The following is a 16,638-nucleotide window of genomic DNA, read 5'->3' as shown; positions in this document are numbered from 1 at the left end:
GGAACGGCCCGCGTCCGCCGCGGGACGGTTTTCGTCCGTGCCGCGGTCTAAGCTCATGGCGTCATGCATATCGTCTGGGACTGGAACGGCACGCTCTTCGACGACCGCGACGCCATTCTCGCCGCGACCAACGAGGTGTTCGCCGGCTATGGCCTGCCGCCGTTGGAGCTGGACGGCTACCGCGCGGCCTACACGCGGCCGATCTGGACGTCGTACGAGCGGATCCTCGGCCGGGCGCTCGAGGACGGCGAGTGGGAGCGGATCGACGCCGCGTTCCACGACTCCTACCACCGGCTGATGGAGCGCTGCCGGCTCGCCGCCGACGCCCAACGCACCGTCGACGCGCTCGCCGACGGCGGGCACACGCAGTCGGTGCTGTCCATGTGGCACCACGACCGGCTCGCCCTGGCGGTGCGCAGGCTGGGTCTCGGCCTGGCCTTCCGGCGCGTCGACGGGCTGCGGCCCGAAGAAGGCGGCGGGCTGAAGGCGGAGTTCATGGTGCGGCACCTGGCGGCGCTGGGCGTCGAGGCCGCCGATGTCGTCATGGTCGGCGACAGCATCGACGACGCGGCCGCGGCGCGGCACGTCGGGGCCCGCGCGCTGCTCTACACCGGCGGCCTGCAGTCCCGCGCGGAGCTCGCCCGGTTCGGCGTTCCGGTGATCGAACGCCTGGCCGACGTCGCACAGCACATCTGACCTGGATCGACGAGCGTTTTGTCGGGTACGGCTACCCGTGCTTACGATGCAGAACGACGACGTCGTCGAATGCTGGGGAGTGTTTTCATGGATGCTGTCACGAACGTACCGGTCCCGGTCAACGAGCCGGTCAAGACGTACGCCCCCGGTAGTCAGGACCGGACCGCGCTCGAGGCCAAGATCAAGGAGCTGTCCGGCGAGCGGATCGACCTGCCCATGACCATCGGCGGGGAGCGACGGCTCGGCGGTGGGGCGCCCATCGACGCGGTCGAGCCGCACAATCACCGGCACGTCCTCGGCCGTATGCACGAGGCGACCGCCGCCGACGTCACCGCGGCCGTCGAGGCCGCCCGTGCCGCCGCGCCCGCCTGGCGTGCGATGTCCTTCGACGACCGGGCCGCGATCTTCCTGCGGGCCGCCGAACTGCTGTCCGGCCCGTGGCGTTCCACGCTGAACGCCGCCACGATCCTGGGGCAGTCCAAGTCGGTGCAGCAGGCCGAGATCGACGCGGCCTGCGAGCTGATCGACTTCTTCCGCTTCAACGTCTCGTTCGCGCGCGAGCTGATCAACCAGCAGCCGATCTCCTCCCCGGGCGTGTGGAACCGGCTGGAGTACCGGCCGCTGGAGGGCTTCGTCGTCGCGATCACGCCGTTCAACTTCACCGCGATCGCCGGCAACCTGCCGTGCTCGGTCGCGCTCATGGGCAACGTGGTGGTGTGGAAGCCGTCGCCGACGCAGACGTTCGCGGCGCACTTCACCATGCGGCTGCTGGAGGAGGCCGGGCTCCCGCCCGGTGTGATCAACCTGGTGACCGGTAACGGGCAGGCCGTCTCCGAGGTCGCGCTGCACCAGCCCGACCTGGCCGGCATCCACTTCACCGGCTCCACCGGCACCTTCCAGCACCTGTGGCGCACGGTCGGGGAGAACATCGCGAACTACCGGAGCTACCCGCGGCTGGTCGGCGAGACCGGCGGCAAGGACTTCGTCGTCGCTCACCCGTCGGCCGACCCCGCCGCCCTCGCCACGATCCTGGTCCGCGGCGCCTTCGAGTACCAGGGCCAGAAGTGCTCGGCCGCCTCCCGCGCGTACGTCCCGCGGTCGCTGTGGAACGGCATGCGCGACGACCTGCTCGCCACCGTCGAGTCGCTGACGATGGGCAACGTCGCCGAGGACCTGTCGGTGTTCATGGGCGCGGTCATCGACGACCGGGCGTTCGCCAAGCACCGCGAGGCGATCGAGCGCGCGAAGGCCCACGACGGCATCGACGTGCTCGTCGGCGGCGGCGTGGACGACTCCGAGGGCTGGTTCGTCCAGCCGACCGTGCTGGAGAGCTCCGACCCGGCCGACGACATCTTCACCAAGGAGTACTTCGGCCCCATCCTCGGCGTGCACGTCTACGACGACGGCGACTACGACACGATGCTGACGCAGATGGAGAACGCCGCGCCGTACGGCCTGACCGGCTCGATCGTCGCCCGTGACCGCGCGGCCATCGCGGAGGCCAGCGACAAGCTCCGCTTCGCGGCCGGCAACTTCTACATCAACGACAAGCCCACCGGCGCGGTCGTCGGGCAGCAGCCGTTCGGCGGCGCGCGGGCCAGCGGCACCAACGACAAGGCCGGCTCGATCTTCAACCTGACCCGGTGGGTCAGCACCCGGTCGATCAAGGAGACGCTCGTCCCGCCGACCGACCACCGCTACCCGCACATGGGCTGACCACGACACACGTGGACGAGGGCGATGCCGTGGTGGTAGCCGGTCGCGGTGGGGCTCCCACACGGCGTCGTCGTCCACCCCAGATCGTATGGGGCGGAGTATGTGAGGTGAGAAGGAATGGCTATGAACCGACGTACGTGATGAACTTCTGCATCTCATCGAGAGATTCATCGCTAGCGATCATCTTTGAGTAGAGCTCGGTGAGCTGACCCATGACCTTGTTGAAGTCTGCGAAGTTCCCCGCCACTGTTGAGTCGTAGGTCTTCTGCATTTTTTGGTCGAACTCCGCGACCATGGCGCGGGCGCGTCGGTCGATCTCCGCGTTCTTGTCCGAGAAAAACCAATCCGACACCAGCCAGGCCCACTTTTCGTTCTCGGCCAAGTCTTGCTGGAGTGGGATTAGTCGCGTGTATGCCAGACCTCGGTATGCGGCAATGGTGGATGCCACAATTTTAAAGGCGATGCCGATCTTCTTGAGTGAAGCCTTGATCTCGTCGATATTTCGTTCGGGGGTTTTCCAAAAGTCGAGGCAGCTATCGATCGCGGGCCCCTCATTGACCTTCTTCAAGGTTTTGACGCCATACCTCTGTTTTCCGTTGTCGGCCGCCTCCTTCAGGTCGCCAATAAGCTTTTCCGCTTGCGCGGGCGATGTCCCCTCTATCCCTCCCCATGCTGCTGCGGCTAGTGCGATCGCGTCGGTGTCATCGGCTGGCCACCGGAATTTCATCACTCCCTTGGATGTCCATTCCTTCAAAATGTCGCGGATGTCATCGGGCAATTCTTGTGTCATCGTCCTCATCACTTCTTTAGTTGTTTTGCGACGGTTTCGATATCGCCGATATTGGCTTCTTCGGCATTCTTGATGGTTTTGGCCATGTATCGGAGGCATGCGGCGACGTATTTCATCTCTACGACCGTTGATTGCATGGCATAGGATTGTTTTTGCTTCATGGTGCTGAACGGGGCGTTCAGTGTGCTTGCCATGTTTTGCTCATACGATTCACACTTGTCGCCGAGTAGGGCGTAGTAGCCGTCGGGGTTCTCTGCTCCTTCTCCCATGTCCACGCCTATATCGAGGTAATTTGTAGCTTGGTAATAGTGATCTAGTGCCGCGTTGACTCCGTCTGCTGCCTCTATTAGTGATGTTGAATTGTATTTCACTTCTTGGTGCCCTTCTGTTGTGATAGAGATTCAGCTCTCATGGCTATGCAGTTCGGCCATCATCTGGCGGAGCTCCTCCATGCGCCGTTCGAAGGTGGCTTCGACCTCTGCCAGATCCTTTCGGTGCCTGTCCTGACCGGGGCCTGCGCCGGGCCCCTTGGCGAGCTTCTCCCGGAACCAGGACGTCTGCGCCTCACGCACGGTCGCCAGAACCAGCTCGGCGAGCTCCTCGGATCCGTTTCTCATCGCTCGGGGAGCTATGGATATGGCGTTCACAAGGCCGTTTTCTTCGACAGTGACGCGAATCCGGCCGTCCTCGGTCTCGGCGTGGCTCCAAAGCGACGCTTCAGGCTCGCGATGTGGTTCAGGGGTCATTGCTCTCCCTTCTCTCCTCGCCCGTATCTCTTGCTGTCACCCTGCGTGCCGCATGGCGGGAACCGGACCGATGATTTCGTTGAGGCGATCGGAGAGGCTCGCGCGAGGCATCCGCAACTATCGGTGCGAATCAGAGTACCCCGGGTGATCGCGGCGGTCCCGGGAAAACTTCATTGGTTCGTGAAATGGCGGCGGGCCCGGCACTTTTCGGTGCGTGACCTCGCCGGAGCCCGGCCCGGTTCGGACGGTCTCCGGCGGCGCGCCCGCCATCAAGCCGCGCGACGCTGTGCGCCTTGGTCGTGGGTGGGGTGGCGTGAGCGGGCCGCGATGATGGCGCTGCTCTCCCCGGTTGAACAGCGGGTTTGCGCACACAGTGGCGTTACCACGACGATTGACCTTCGCCCCGATTCACCGCAGGAGTCCGTCATGCCCCGTCTCGTGCTGTGGAACGTCGATCACACGCTCGTCGACGTCGGCCGGGTGACGCGGGAGGCGTACGCCGAGGCCTTCCAACAGGTGACCGGGCGCCCGCTCGTACGCCTGGCGCCGACCGTGGGCCGTACCGAATCGGAGATCATCTTCGAGACGCTGGCGTTCAACGACGTCGTGACCACCGAGGACCACCTCGGGCGGTTCATGGCGGCGCTGGGCGAGGCGTTCACCGCCCGCCGCAAGTCCATCCGCAAGGACGGCCGGGTGCTGCCGGGCGCCCGCGAGGCCCTCGCCGCGGTGGCTCGCCAGCGCGACGTCGTCCAGTCCGTCCTGACCGGCTCGATCGAGCCGAACGCCATCGCCAAGCTGACCGCGCTCGGGCTGGACAAGCACCTCGACTTCAAGGTCGGCGGGTACGGCTCGGAGACCTATCCCAAGGCCGCGCTGGTCGAGCTGGCCCGCACCCGTACCGCCGAGAAGTACGGCGCCCCGATCGCGGAGTCCGCGACCGTGCTCATCGCCGACTCCGCGAACGACGTGCGCGCCGCCCAGATCGCCCGCGCCCGTACGATCGCCGTCGCCACCGGCAACGCCACCCAGGCCGAGTTGCGCGGCGCCGGCGCCGACGTCGTACTGCCCACCCTCGCCGAGACCGACCAGGTCGTCCGCGCGGTGGAGTCGCTGACCACCTCCTGAACGCGTCGCCACGATCGACGTGACCGGTCCGTACGACCGCGACTGACCAACAGGACCATTTTGGTCAGTTGGTACCGTGAGCCGACACGGCAGGAAGGGGTCGTCATGACGGACACGGTCGGGCATGGCCGCGCGCTGGTGGTCGGGCTCGGGATCGCGGGCATCGCCACCGCGTTGCGGCTACGGCAGGTGGGCTGGCAGCCGGTGCTGGTGGAGAAGGCCGCCGCCCGCCGCTCGAGTGGGTACTTCATCATGTTGTTCGGCACCGGCGTCGCCTCCGCGCGGCGGCTGGGCGTGCTGGACACGATCGGCGACCGCGGCCACCCCCGGCTCGTCAACCACGAGGTGAACCGGGCCGGGCGCCGCACTCCCGGCATCAACCCGGCCGCCCTGCCCGGCCGGCCCCGGCAGTTGCTGCGCGGTGATGTGGAGCAGGGACTGTTCTCCGCGCTGCCGGCCGACGTGGAGATCCGCTATTCGACCGTGCCCACCCGCATCGTCCAGGACGACTCGGCGGCGGAGGTCACGCTGCACGACACCGTCTCGGGCGCCACGGTCACCGAGCGCTTCGACCTGGTGGTGGGCGCCGACGGCCTGCGCTCGACCGTACGCGAGCTGGCCTTCGGCCCCGGGGAGTACCTGCGTCCGCTCAACTACATGATCGGCGTCACCGCGCTCGACGCGCCGATCGAGGGCTTCGGACCGCATGAGGGCCTGGTTCTGGCCGAGCCGGGCCGCTCGGCATGGACCTTCCCCTTCCACGACCATGCCCCGAGCCTGCTGTTCTCCTACCGCACCGACGACATCGACGCGGAGTTCACCCGTCCGCCGATCGAGTCCATCCGCGCCGCGTTCGGCCCGGAGCCACCGGGGCCCCTGCTGGAGCACCTGTTCACCCGGTTCGCGCAGGCCCCGGATCACCTGTTCGACTCGGTGCAGCAGGTCAGGATGCCCAGCTGGCACCGCGGCCGGGTCGTCCTGATCGGCGACGCCGCCTGGTGCGTGACCCTGTACGCGGGCATGGGCGCCTCCAGCGGCATCGCCGGGGCCGAGCTGCTGGGCAGCATGCTGCGGCGGCACCCAGGCGACCTGCCCGGCGCGCTCCGGGCGTGGGAGTCCCGGATGCGGCCGTTCATCCACACCGAGCAGCAAGGCGCACTGGCCATGCGCAGGCTCTTCACGCCCCACGACCGCAGGGAGAAGCTCGTGCGGACCGCGATGCTCCGCCTCATGCGAATGCCGGCCCTGGGGCCGACCATTGGCAGGATGGTGAACGGCCCCGCCATGCGGAACAAGCAGTTCGACGTCGCCGCCGTCTGATCGGTCCCGCGTACGAAGGAAGAGGACAGTCCCGGTGAGTCAGCTGATCGAACACCACTCGCGCAAGGCCGCCCGCATCCTGGACAGCGCGCGGGAGCTGGTGCTCGACCACGGCGTCCGCAAGGTCACCGTCGGCGAGATCGCCCGGGCGGCAGGGGTCGGCAAGGGCACCGTCTACCTCTACTGGCCGGCCAAGGAGAACCTCATCCTCGGGCTCTTCGCCCGCGAGCTGCTGACCTTCCTGGACGAGGTCATCTCCCGCATCAGCGCCGACCCCGCCGCCGTGCTGCCGCGCCGCCTGGCCCCGCTGCTGATCCGTACCGGGCGGGGCCTCTCGCTGGCGCCCCGTCTGAACGACGGAGAGCTGCGGACGCTCACGCCGCAGGCGGGCGACCGCGAGCTGTTCGCCCGCACCAGGCCCAGCGCGCTGTGCGACGCCGTCATGCCGATCCTTCGCCGGCACGGCCTGATCCGCGATGACCGCCCCCTGGCCGGCCAGGCGTACGCCCTGCACGCCGTGCTCACCGGGTTCGGCACGGCGATGTCCGACCCGGCCACCGCACCGCTGCACGTCGACGACCCTTACGAGGTCCTCGCCGACACCGTGGCCCAGCTGCTCGAACCCTCCGTCGCACCTGGTGAGGCGGCCATCGCCGCGGCCGCGGCCGAGACCGTCGCCGTCTTCCGCGAGACCAGGGACGCCGTCCTGGACCTCATCGGCCGCGGCCAGACCTTCCAGTAGCGCGCGTCATGCCCTCGCCACCGCGACCCGCGTCTCCGGCAGGCGGGTGGACACCGCCAGGGCGATGAGCGGGAGCACGAGCAGGAGGGCCAGCGCCGTGCGGATGCCGTACGCGTCGGCGACCAGGCCCAGCAGCGGTGCGACCATCCCGCCCACGGACACCGCGAGGCCCAGGGTCACGCCGCTGGCCGTGCCGATCCGGCCGGGCAGGTACTCCTGGCCGAGCGTGGTGTGCACGGCGAACGGCACGTACAGGCCGAGGCCCAGCACGAACGCGGCGGCGAACGCGACCGCCGGATCCGGGGCGAACAGCAGGCCGAGCAGGCCCGGAACGGTCAGGACGTAGCCGGTGCGCACGGCCCTGAGCCGCCCGGCACGGTCCGCGAGCCGCCCCCCGAGCACCGTGCCGACCGCACCCGTCCCGGTGAAGACCGTGAGGGCGGCCGACGCCGCGCCCTTCGACAGGCCGAACCGGTGGATCAGCAGGAGCGCCAGGAACGAGGAGATCCCGAAGTAGGCGACCGACCGGCACATGACGACCACCGTCAGCCAGCCGAACGCGCGCCAGTCGTCGGTCGCCGGGTCACCGGCGGCGCGTCCGCGGGCGGGCACGGGTTCGCGGCTGCGCCAGGCCGCCGCGAGGACCAGGGCGGTCACCACGGCCGGGAGGGCGAGCAGGGGAGTGCCGGCCAGGCCCGTCGCACCCAGGATCGGGGCGGCGATCAGCGGCGCGACCGCGATGCCCGCGTTGCCGCCCACCGCGAAAACACTCATGCCCTGGGCCGAGGCCCCCGCCGCCTGCCGCGCCGCCCGCGCGGCCTCCGGATGGTAGGCCGCGACCCCGACTCCGGACAGCGCCACCGCGAACCAGGTCGTCCAGTAGCCGCCGCCCAGCCCGCACAGCCCGATGCCGACGCCCGCGGTCAGCAGCCCGGCCCCGACCAGCCAGGGCGCGCGGCGCCGGTCGGTCAGCACGCCGAACCCCGGCTGCAGGATGCTCGACAGGAAGGTCGCGGCGAGCGTGATTCCGGTCGCCTGCGCGTAGCCGTAGTGCCGCTCGGCCACCAGGAAGGGCAGCAGCGCCGGCACCGCGCCCTGGTACAGGTCGTCGACGACGTGGGTTCCCACCAGCAACGTCAGCGTCCGTCGTCCCGAAGTCATGATCACGACGCTAGGAGACCAGGGCGATGACGGGAACAAGCCACCATGCCGATCCGTATCGCGATTCGGCCGTTCGTAGAGTGGCCCTGTGGAGCTCTGGGAGTACGCGAGCCACGACGCGGTCGGGCTGCGGGGGCTGATCACGTCCGGGCAGGTCACCGCCGCGGAGGTGGAGGACGCCGCCCGGCGCGCGCTGGAGGCGGCGAACGAGCGGGTCAACGGGCTGGCCCTGCCGATCTTCGACCCGGCGCTCGACCACGCGGACGACGGGCCGCTCGCGGGAGTGCCGTTCCTGATCAAGGACAGCGGGCCGATGGCCGAGGGCGTGCCGTTCTTCCTGGGCAGCCGGGCGATCCCGGGAGTGACCCCGCGGCACGACACCGACCTCATGAGACGCGTCCGCGCCGCCGGGCTGGTCACGCTGGGCCTCACCACGGTTCCCGAGCTGGTGGTCAGCTTCGCCACCGAGTCGCTGCGGTACGGCCCCACGCGGAACCCCTGGCGGCCGGACCGTGGCGTGGGCGGGTCGAGCGGCGGGGCCGCCGCGCTGGTCGCCGCCGGGGCGGTGCCGGTGGCGCACGCCAACGACGGTGCCGGCTCGGTCCGGTTGCCCGCCTCGTGCTGCGGGCTGGTCGGCCTCAAGCCGAGCCGCGGCCGGACGCCGTGCGGGCCGGACCTGGGCGAGCCGGGATTCGGCATGGCGGTCGAGTCGGGGCTGACGCGGACCGTCCGCGACGCCGCCCGCTACCTCGACGCGATCCGGGGCCCGGCGGCGGGCGACAAGTACACCGCGCCGCCTCCGCCCCGCCCGTACGAGGAGGAGCTCGCGGCCGATCCGCCCCGGCTGCGCGTGGCGGTGACCACGCGTGCCTGGCCGGGCGTCCCGGTCGACCCGGAGGCGGCCGAGGCGACGGCACGCACCGGCCGGCTGCTGGAGGAGATGGGACACGCGGTCGCGGAGGCGAGCCCGCAGGTCGACCGGGACGCCGTGCTGCGCACGATCATGACCCAGATGGTGGCGCTCGTCGCCCCGTTGCTGCTGGCGCCGAGACGGCCGGACCCCGCGAGGATGGAGGCCGTCTCCCGGCGGATCCTGCGGATGGCCGAGGAGCGGAGCGCGCTCGACTTGATCGCGGGCCTGGACGAGCAGAACCGCCTCACCCGGACGGTCGGCGCGTTCTTCACCGAGTACGACCTGCTGGTCACTCCCACGCTCGCGCGTCTCCCGGCGCCGCACGGCACGCTCCGCTACGACGACCCCGACCACACGGTGGAGAGCTGGCTGCGGACCGAGTTCGACTACGGCCCGTTCACCTCACTGTTCAACATCTCCGGGCAGCCGGCGGTCAGCCTGCCGCTCGCGCAGAGCCGCGACGGCCTGCCGATCGGCGTTCAGCTCGTCGCCCCGTACGGGCGGGAAGACCTGCTGTTCCGCGTCGCCGCCCGGCTGGAGGAGGCCGTGCCCTGGCGCGACCGCGTCCCGCCGGAGGGGATCAGGCGGGCCGGCGGGCGGTGAAGTGCGCGCGCCCGGACGTCGGGGTGACGCGTACGTCCGTCAGGCCGGCCGCCTCGCTCACGGGTCGTCACACCCATGCCGGGGCCGAGTTCCAGCACGTCGTCGCCGAGATCGACATCCTTGAGCACCACCGGGAACAGGCCCGTACGCATGGAGTTCGCCCACCCGGCCGAGCCACGGACCGGTTGTGAATCAGGTTCATGCTCGTGCAGATTAGGGACGGACGACGATGGCGGGAACGACCAAGGCGGTCAGGTGATATCGCGAAACAGCCAGCTTCGCGTGCGCGGCGACGGAGCGATCCTGGTCGCGGAGTTCTCTTCGGCGCGTCACCGCTTCGACACGCACTGGCACACCGGCCACCAGCTGGCCTGGGCCTCCTCGGGCATGCTCACCGTCTCCTCGACCGGCGGCACGTGGGTGCTGCCGCCGGCCCGTGCCCTGTGGATCCCGGCGGGCGTCGAGCACGCCATGGACGCCGACCGTCACACGACCGTCTGCTGCCCCTACTTCGCCGCCGACCGGGGGCCGGGCTGGACCGCCCCGACGGTGGTCGCGATCAGCCCCCTGGCGCGGGAGCTGATCCTCCACCTGGCCGCCACCGAGCCGCCCACGGCGGCCCGCCGCCGGGCCGAGAGTGTCCTGTTCGACCAGCTCGCGCCGGTGCCGGTGACCACCATCGCGGTGCCGATGCCGCGCGACCCGCGCGCCCTCGACGTGGCCCGCGCCGTGATCGAGAACCCTGCCGACGACGCGACGCTGGACATCTGGGCCCGGCGCACCGGCACGAGCACCCGCACTCTCGCCCGCCTGTTCACGGCCGAGACGGGCATGCCCTTCGGCCGCTGGCGCACCCAGGTACGCCTGCGAGCGGCGCTGCCGCTGCTCGCTGAGGGGCTGCCGGTCGCCACCGCGGCCCGACGCGTCGGCTACACGACCCCGAGCGCCTTCGTCGCCGTGTTCCGCAAGGCCACCGGCGTGCCCCCGGGCGCCTACTTCACCAGCCGCTGAGCCCGCACCGGCCTACAGCGGCGTGTCCGTGTCGATCACGGCGGCGCGGAGCGCGGCGGCGAGGCGGGCGGCGGGTTCGGGCAGCGGCCGGGGGAGGTGGGCCAGCAGGATGCGCCGCTGTTCGCTCGGCCCGCCGCGGACCGGCAGCACCCGGACCCCGGTGGGAACGGTGGCCGCGAGCGCGGCCGGGACGGTGGTGATGCCGCAGCCGGCGGCGACGAGATGCAGCTTGGCCAGCCAGTCGCGGGCGGTGTGGACGATCTCGGGCCGCTCGTCCAGGCCGGGCCAGACGCCCATCACCCGGTCCCCGCCCGACCCGGCGATCCAGCGCTGGCCGTGCAGGTCGGCGACGTCCACGAAGTCGCCCCGCGCGAGCGGATGGGCGGCGGGCACCGCCAGGCACAGGCTTCGTTCGGTGAGCGTGCGCAGCTCCAGGCTCGGCGTCTCGGTGTCGAGCGGGCGGAACGGCGGCGCCGACGCGACCAGCGCGAGGTCAAGAGTGCCGGCGCGCAGCGCGCGCACCAGGGCCGGGGTGCCGCCCTCGCGGCTGATCACGGTGATGCACGGATGCGTGCGGCGCAGCGCGGCCAGCGCCCGTGGGAGCAGCCCGGCCCCCGCGCTGGCGAACCAGCCCAGCCGGACGGTGCCGCGCTCGTCGGGCAGACCGGCCAGCTCCCGCGCGGTGGCGTCGACCTGGTCGACCACTGTGGCGGCGCGGCGCACGACGACGTGCCCGGCGGGTGTCAGCCGCACGCCGTCGTGGCGCCGTTCCAGCAGCGGCGTGCCCGCCGCGCGTTCCAGCGAGGCGATCTGGCGGGAGACGGCGGACTGGGTGTAGCCGAGCGCGGTGGCCGCGGCGGTGAGCGTGCCGCGCTCGGCCACTTCGCGGAATACACGCAGCGCGGTGAGCGAGGCATCGGTGAAGGCCATGACACTTACGCATACCCCACTTGAGGAACTTACGCTGGTGGAATGGGTTGCCGATTCCTAGCGTGGTCGGCATGAACCTCATCCAGACACCGTTCGGTTTCGCCGACACCGCGGCCGAGGTCGCGGCGGGTATCGACCTGACCGGCCGGCGCGCCGTCGTGACCGGCGCCTCCTCCGGCCTCGGCGTGGAGACGGCACGTGCCCTCGCCGCCACGGGCGCCGAGGTCACCCTGGCGGTCCGCGACACCGCCGCGGGGGAGCGCGCCGCCAAGGACATCGCGGACAGCACGGGCCGTACGGCGCCGCACGTCGCACCGCTGGACCTGACCGACCCGGCCTCGATCACCGCGTTCACCGCCTCCTGGCGCGGGCCGCTGCACATCCTGGTGAACAACGCGGGCGTGATGGCCTGCCCCGAGCGGTACACCCCGCAGGGCTGGGAGTGGCAGTTCGCCACCAACCACCTCGGCCACTTCGCCCTGGCCGCCGGGCTCCACGCGGCGCTGGCCGCCGACGGTACGGCGCGGATCGTGGTGGTCAGCTCCAGCGGGCACCAGCTCTCGCCGGTGGTCTTCGATGACGTGAACTTCGCCTTCCGCCCGTACGACCCCTGGCTCGCCTACGGCCAGTCCAAGACCGCGAACGTGCTCTTCGCGGTCGAGGCGACCCGGCGCTGGGCCGGTGACGGGATCACCGCGAACGCGCTCATGCCCGGCGCGATTCACACCAACCTGCAGCGCCACACCGGCGGCCGCGGCAGCGGCACGGTCCCGCCCGAGCTGATCAAGACGCCCGCGCAGGGCGCCGCCACCTCGGTCCTGCTCGCCACCTCGCCCCTGCTGGCGGACGTGGGCGGCCGCTACTTCGTCGACTGCCAGGAGACCGAGACCGTCGACCGCCGCGGTGAGGCGCCGCGCCTGCACGGCGTCGCCCGCTACGCCCTCGACCTGGCGGGCGCCGAGCGCCTGTGGGACCTGTCCCTCGCCGCCACCGAAGGAGCGGCATGAACACCACACCGAAGGTCGCCCTGGTCACCGGCGCCACCCAGGGCCTGGGCCTGGCCCTGGTCGAGGGACTCGCCGGGCGCATGGCCCCGCAGGACACCGTCTACCTCACCGGCCGCGACGTCGACCGCGTCACCCAGGCCGTCGACGCCATGCCCGGCGGCGGAGCCCGGGTCCGCGGCGAACTCCTCGACGTGGCCGACCCCGAGGCCGCCGGCCGGCTCGCCGCGCGCCTGAAGGAACGGCACCAGGGCGTCGACATCGTGTTCGGCAACGCCGTCATGCGGGTGGGCCCCGGCGACGACCCACGCGAGATCGTCGACGCCTACACCGAGGTCAACAACTTCGGCACCACCCGGGTGCTGCGCGCCTTCGCCCCGCTGCTGCGGGACGACGGGCGGCTGATCGTCGTGGCCAGCTCGCTGGGCACCCTGCACCACCTGGCGCCCGTACTCCACGACCGCTTCGACGGACCGGCGTCCCTGGACGAGGTGGACGAGCAGGTCGCGGCCTGGCGTGACGCGGTCAAGGACGGCAGCGCCCGCGGCGGAGCCTGGCCCGGCTTCGTCAACATCCCCTCCAAGATCGGCCAGGTCGCCGCCGTCCGCGCGCTCGCGCACCAGCGCCGCGAGCCGGACCTCGCCCGCGGCATCCTCCTCGCCGCCGTCTGCCCCGGGATGATGAACACGCCGACCTCCGGCCTGTGGTGGGACGTCAGCGGCGCCCCCAGCCCGGCCGAGGCGGCCCTCGCCCTCCTGGATCTCGCCCTCGACCCCGTCGACCCCGACCACTACGGCCGGCTCGTCCGCCATGGCCAGGTCCTGCCCTGGTCACCCTGAGCGCCGATTACCTTGGGCGGATGGTCAAGATGCACGCCGACGAGGCCGACACCGACCCGGATCTCGTCCGGCGGCTGGTCCGGGGGCGGTTCCCGCAGTGGGCGGACCTGCCGGTCGAGCGGCTCGCCTCCGGGGGCACCGTCAACGCCGTCTACCGGCTCGGCGAGGCGCTGACCGTCCGGCTTCCCCTCACCGCGGGCGGCGTCGCGGACCTGGAGTGGGAGGAACGGTGGCTGCCCAGGCTCGCGCCGGCGCTGCCCGTGACCATCCCGGCCGTCGTCGGGCGTGGCGAGCCCGCCGAGGGATACCCGTGGGCCTGGTCGGTGCACCGCTGGATCGACGGCGAGTGCCCGGTCGAGGGCCGGGTGGCCGAGCCCGACCTCCTGGCGCGTGACCTGGCGGCGTTCGTCACCGCGTTGCGGAAGTTCGACGCCGACGGCGGGCCCGCCGCCTACCGTGGGGTTCCGCTGGCGACCGTCGACGCGTCCACGCGTGCCGCGATCGAGGAGCTCCGCCACACCGACGAGCCCTTCGACGCCGCGGCGGCCACGGACGCCTGGGAGCGATCGCTCGCCGCACCGCCGTGGACCGGCGCGCCGTGCTGGGTGCACTCCGACCTCATGCCGAGCAACCTGCTCACCAGCGGCGGGCGGCTCACCGGCGTCATCGACTTCGCGACCGCCGGGGTCGGCGACCCCGCCTGCGACCTGATCGTCGCCTGGAACCTGCTGCCGACCTCGGCCAGAGAGACGTTCCGGGACGCCGTGGACGTCGACGAGGCGACCTGGGCGCGGGGCCGCGGCTGGGCCCTGTCCATGGCGCTCGGCCAGCTGCCGTACTACCGGAACACCAACCCGGTCATCTCCGCCAACGCCCGCCACGTCATCCGCGAGATCCGGAGAGACACTCGGCCCTGACGAGTCCCCACGGTATCGCCCGGTCACATGGTTCCCAGGCGTTTCGTGGTGGTGTTCTATGTTGCACAGCGTGGCCGCCGTGCTGAAGCTGGGATGGCCATCACTAGTGCTTGGAGGCCATGACGTGTCGGTGACCGAGGGTGACCTGCTGTGGGAGCCGTCCGAGGACGCGCGGCGGCGGGCCCGCGTCGGCAGGCTCATGGACGAGCGAGGCCTCGGTTCCTACGACGAGCTGTGGCGCTGGTCGGTCACCGAGGTCGACGCCTTCTGGGACACGGTGTGGTCGTACTTCGGCGTGCTCGGCGAGCGGGGCGACGGTCCGGTGCGCGAGGGCGCCGGGATGCCCGGCGTGCGCTGGTTCCCCGGTGCCACGATCAACTACGCGCGCAACGCCCTGCGGGCCGACCGCGACCAGGACGCCACGGCGGTGATCTTCCGGTCGGAGACCGGTGACCAGCGCACCCTGACGTACGGCGAGCTGGCCACGCAGGTCGCCGAGGTACGCCAGGGGCTCCGCGAGCTCGGCGTGACCAGGGGCGACCGGGTGGCCGCGTACGTGCCGAACATCCCCGAGGCGCTGGTGCTCTTCCTCGCGACGGCCTCGCTGGGGGCGATCTGGTCCTCCTGCTCGCCCGACTTCGGGGCGCCGAGCGTGATCGACCGGTTCACCCAGATCGAGCCGAAGGTGCTCGTCGCGGTGGACGGCTACCCCTACAACGGCAAGCGCTACGACCGGCGCGACGTCGTACGCGACATCCAGGCGGCGCTGCCCACGCTGAGCGCCACCGTGCTGATCCCGTACCTGGGCACCGACGGCCACGAGGGCACGATCGGCTACGACGACCTGCGCCGGCCCGGCGCCGAGCCCGGTTTCGACGACGTGCCGTTCGAGCACCCCCTGTGGATCCTGTACTCCTCCGGCACCACCGGGCTGCCCAAGCCGATCGTGCACGGCCACGGGGGCATCGTCCTGGAGCACCTCAAGTCCCTCGGCTTCCACCAGGACCTCGGCCCCGGCGACGTCTTCTTCTGGTTCACCACGACCGGCTGGATGATGTGGAACTACCTGGTCGGCGGCCTCCTCGCCGGCGCGACGATCGTCATGTACGACGGCGCGCCGAACGGCGACACGCTCTGGCGGCTGGCCGCCGAGACCGGGGTGACCTACTTCGGCGTCGGCGCGCCGTACATCCTGGCGTCGATGAAGGCCGGCCTCGACCCGGGCAAGACCTTCGACCTGTCGCGGATCCGCGGGATCGGTTCGACCGGCTCGCCGCTGCCGCCCGAGGGCTTCGCCTGGCTGTACGAGCACGTCGGCCGGGACCCGCTGGTCGGCTCGTTCTCCGGCGGCACCGACGTCGCCACCGGGTTCGTCGGGCCGTGCCCGCTGCTGCCGTTGCGCGCGGGCGTGATCCAGTGCCGGGAGCTCGGGGCCAAGGTCGAGGCGTACGGCGACGCGGGCGAGCCGGTCGTCGACGAGGTGGGCGAGCTGGTGCTGACCGAGCCGATGCCCTCGATGCCGATCTACTTCTGGAACGACGAGAGCGGCGAACGCTACCGGGAGTCCTACTTCGCCATGTACCCGGGCGTGTGGCGGCACGGCGACTGGATCAAGATCCTGCCCGACGGCGGCAACGTGATCTACGGCCGGTCGGACTCGACGCTCAACCGGGGCGGGGTGCGCATGGGCACCGCCGACTTCTACCGCGTCGTGGAGGCGTTCGACGAGATCGCCGACTCGCTGGTGGTCGACACGGGGCAGCTGGGGCAGGAGGGGCGGCTCCTGCTGTACGTGCAGCTCGCCGACGGCGTCGAGCTGTCGGAGGAGGTGACCGGGCGGATCCGGGCGGCGCTGCGGTCGACGCTGTCGCCACGGCATGTGCCGGACGAGATCCGCGCGGTGCCGGGCGTCCCGCGCACGCTGTCGGGCAAGAAGCTGGAAGTGCCGGTGCGCAAGATCCTGCTCGGCACCCCCGTGGAGAAGGCCGCCAACCCCGACGCCATGGCGAATCCCGAAGTGCTGACGCACTTCATGCCCACGTCAGGACACTAGTGCCACGGCGAGCCGTCCGTCCACGAGTCGGCGAAACCCGGTTTTCGAGTTAATGTGGCGCCCGTGAGC

Annotated in this window: 16 protein-coding genes; 11 read left to right on the top strand and 5 right to left on the bottom strand. The window is 71.1% G+C overall.

The annotated features are described in order from the left end of the window. Positions 1 to 63 precede the first annotated feature (63 nt). Complete coding sequence (locus ACQEV1_RS47910; protein ID WP_433404372.1) at positions 64 to 696, top strand: HAD family hydrolase; 633 nt, start codon at positions 64 to 66, stop codon at positions 694 to 696. A gap of 87 nt (positions 697 to 783) precedes the next feature. Beyond that, positions 784 to 2,412: an L-glutamate gamma-semialdehyde dehydrogenase gene (gene pruA, locus ACQEV1_RS47905; protein WP_433404370.1), complete on the top strand. Its 1,629-nt coding sequence runs from the start codon at positions 784 to 786 to the stop codon at positions 2,410 to 2,412. 121 nt (positions 2,413 to 2,533) lie between these two features. Here the strand turns inward: pruA and ACQEV1_RS47900 are convergent, their stop codons facing one another. Genes ACQEV1_RS47900 through ACQEV1_RS47890 form a run of 3 tightly spaced genes read right to left on the bottom strand, consistent with a single transcriptional unit; the run spans position 2,534 to position 3,948 of the window. After that, a complete protein-coding gene (locus ACQEV1_RS47900) occupies positions 2,534 to 3,202 on the bottom strand; it encodes a hypothetical protein (protein ID WP_433404367.1) in 669 nt (222 codons plus the stop codon). An 8-nt stretch (positions 3,203 to 3,210) separates the two neighbouring features. Further along, positions 3,211 to 3,573 (bottom strand): hypothetical protein, encoded by a 363-nt coding sequence (locus tag ACQEV1_RS47895; RefSeq protein ID WP_285626001.1) that lies wholly within the window; start codon positions 3,571 to 3,573, stop codon positions 3,211 to 3,213. A gap of 30 nt (positions 3,574 to 3,603) precedes the next feature. Then, positions 3,604 to 3,948 carry a YbaB/EbfC family nucleoid-associated protein gene (locus ACQEV1_RS47890; RefSeq protein WP_285626003.1) on the bottom strand — a complete coding sequence of 115 codons (345 nt, stop codon included), beginning with the start codon at positions 3,946 to 3,948 and terminating at the stop codon, positions 3,604 to 3,606. 426 nt (positions 3,949 to 4,374) lie between these two features. On the opposite strand from ACQEV1_RS47890, the gene ACQEV1_RS47885 reads away from it, so the two are divergent. The 3 genes from ACQEV1_RS47885 to ACQEV1_RS47875 all read left to right on the top strand — a co-directional run bounded on the left by ACQEV1_RS47885 (position 4,375) and on the right by ACQEV1_RS47875 (position 7,138). Further along, positions 4,375 to 5,076 (top strand): HAD family hydrolase, encoded by a 702-nt coding sequence (locus ACQEV1_RS47885; RefSeq protein ID WP_285626005.1) that lies wholly within the window; start codon positions 4,375 to 4,377, stop codon positions 5,074 to 5,076. Positions 5,077 to 5,181: 105 nt separating this feature from the next. Further along, entirely contained in the window at positions 5,182 to 6,396 is a 1,215-nt protein-coding gene (locus ACQEV1_RS47880) for an FAD-dependent monooxygenase (protein ID WP_433404362.1), read from the top strand. Positions 6,397 to 6,430: 34 nt separating this feature from the next. Next, positions 6,431 to 7,138, top strand: a complete 708-nt coding sequence (locus ACQEV1_RS47875; protein WP_433404359.1) for a TetR/AcrR family transcriptional regulator — start codon at positions 6,431 to 6,433, stop codon at positions 7,136 to 7,138. Between the two features lie 6 nt (positions 7,139 to 7,144). Here the strand turns inward: ACQEV1_RS47875 and ACQEV1_RS47870 are convergent, their stop codons facing one another. Continuing rightward, positions 7,145 to 8,299, bottom strand: a complete 1,155-nt coding sequence (locus ACQEV1_RS47870) for an MFS transporter (protein WP_433404356.1) — start codon at positions 8,297 to 8,299, stop codon at positions 7,145 to 7,147. 88 nt (positions 8,300 to 8,387) lie between these two features. On the opposite strand from ACQEV1_RS47870, the gene ACQEV1_RS47865 reads away from it, so the two are divergent. Both ACQEV1_RS47865 and ACQEV1_RS47860 read left to right on the top strand, forming a co-directional pair. Next, positions 8,388 to 9,815 (top strand): amidase, encoded by a 1,428-nt coding sequence (locus ACQEV1_RS47865; RefSeq protein ID WP_433404355.1) that lies wholly within the window; start codon positions 8,388 to 8,390, stop codon positions 9,813 to 9,815. Positions 9,816 to 10,070: 255 nt separating this feature from the next. Beyond that, complete coding sequence (locus ACQEV1_RS47860) at positions 10,071 to 10,826, top strand: helix-turn-helix domain-containing protein (RefSeq protein ID WP_433404352.1); 756 nt, start codon at positions 10,071 to 10,073, stop codon at positions 10,824 to 10,826. Positions 10,827 to 10,838: 12 nt separating this feature from the next. Here the strand turns inward: ACQEV1_RS47860 and ACQEV1_RS47855 are convergent, their stop codons facing one another. Then, entirely contained in the window at positions 10,839 to 11,756 is a 918-nt protein-coding gene (locus ACQEV1_RS47855; RefSeq protein WP_433404349.1) for a LysR family transcriptional regulator, read from the bottom strand. A gap of 71 nt (positions 11,757 to 11,827) precedes the next feature. Between ACQEV1_RS47855 and ACQEV1_RS47850 the strand changes: the two genes are divergently transcribed. The 4 genes from ACQEV1_RS47850 to ACQEV1_RS47835 all read left to right on the top strand — a co-directional run bounded on the left by ACQEV1_RS47850 (position 11,828) and on the right by ACQEV1_RS47835 (position 16,569). Next, positions 11,828 to 12,763: an SDR family NAD(P)-dependent oxidoreductase gene (locus ACQEV1_RS47850; protein WP_433404347.1), complete on the top strand. Its 936-nt coding sequence runs from the start codon at positions 11,828 to 11,830 to the stop codon at positions 12,761 to 12,763. Beyond that, complete coding sequence (locus ACQEV1_RS47845; RefSeq protein ID WP_433404344.1) at positions 12,760 to 13,599, top strand: SDR family NAD(P)-dependent oxidoreductase; 840 nt, start codon at positions 12,760 to 12,762, stop codon at positions 13,597 to 13,599. The genes ACQEV1_RS47850 and ACQEV1_RS47845 overlap by 4 nt, the downstream gene beginning before the upstream one ends. A 20-nt stretch (positions 13,600 to 13,619) precedes the next feature. Further along, positions 13,620 to 14,516, top strand: a complete 897-nt coding sequence (locus ACQEV1_RS47840; protein WP_433404341.1) for an aminoglycoside phosphotransferase family protein — start codon at positions 13,620 to 13,622, stop codon at positions 14,514 to 14,516. Positions 14,517 to 14,640: 124 nt separating this feature from the next. Continuing rightward, positions 14,641 to 16,569 (top strand): acetoacetate--CoA ligase, encoded by a 1,929-nt coding sequence (locus ACQEV1_RS47835; RefSeq protein WP_433404338.1) that lies wholly within the window; start codon positions 14,641 to 14,643, stop codon positions 16,567 to 16,569. Positions 16,570 to 16,638 lie beyond the last annotated feature (69 nt).

The sequence above is a fragment of the Actinoallomurus sp. CA-142502 genome (genome assembly GCF_050936355.1).
Classification (GTDB): domain Bacteria; phylum Actinomycetota; class Actinomycetes; order Streptosporangiales; family Streptosporangiaceae; genus Actinoallomurus; species Actinoallomurus iriomotensis.
Note: the sequence above shows the minus strand (reverse complement) of the source record. Positions and strands in the feature narration are given on the sequence as shown.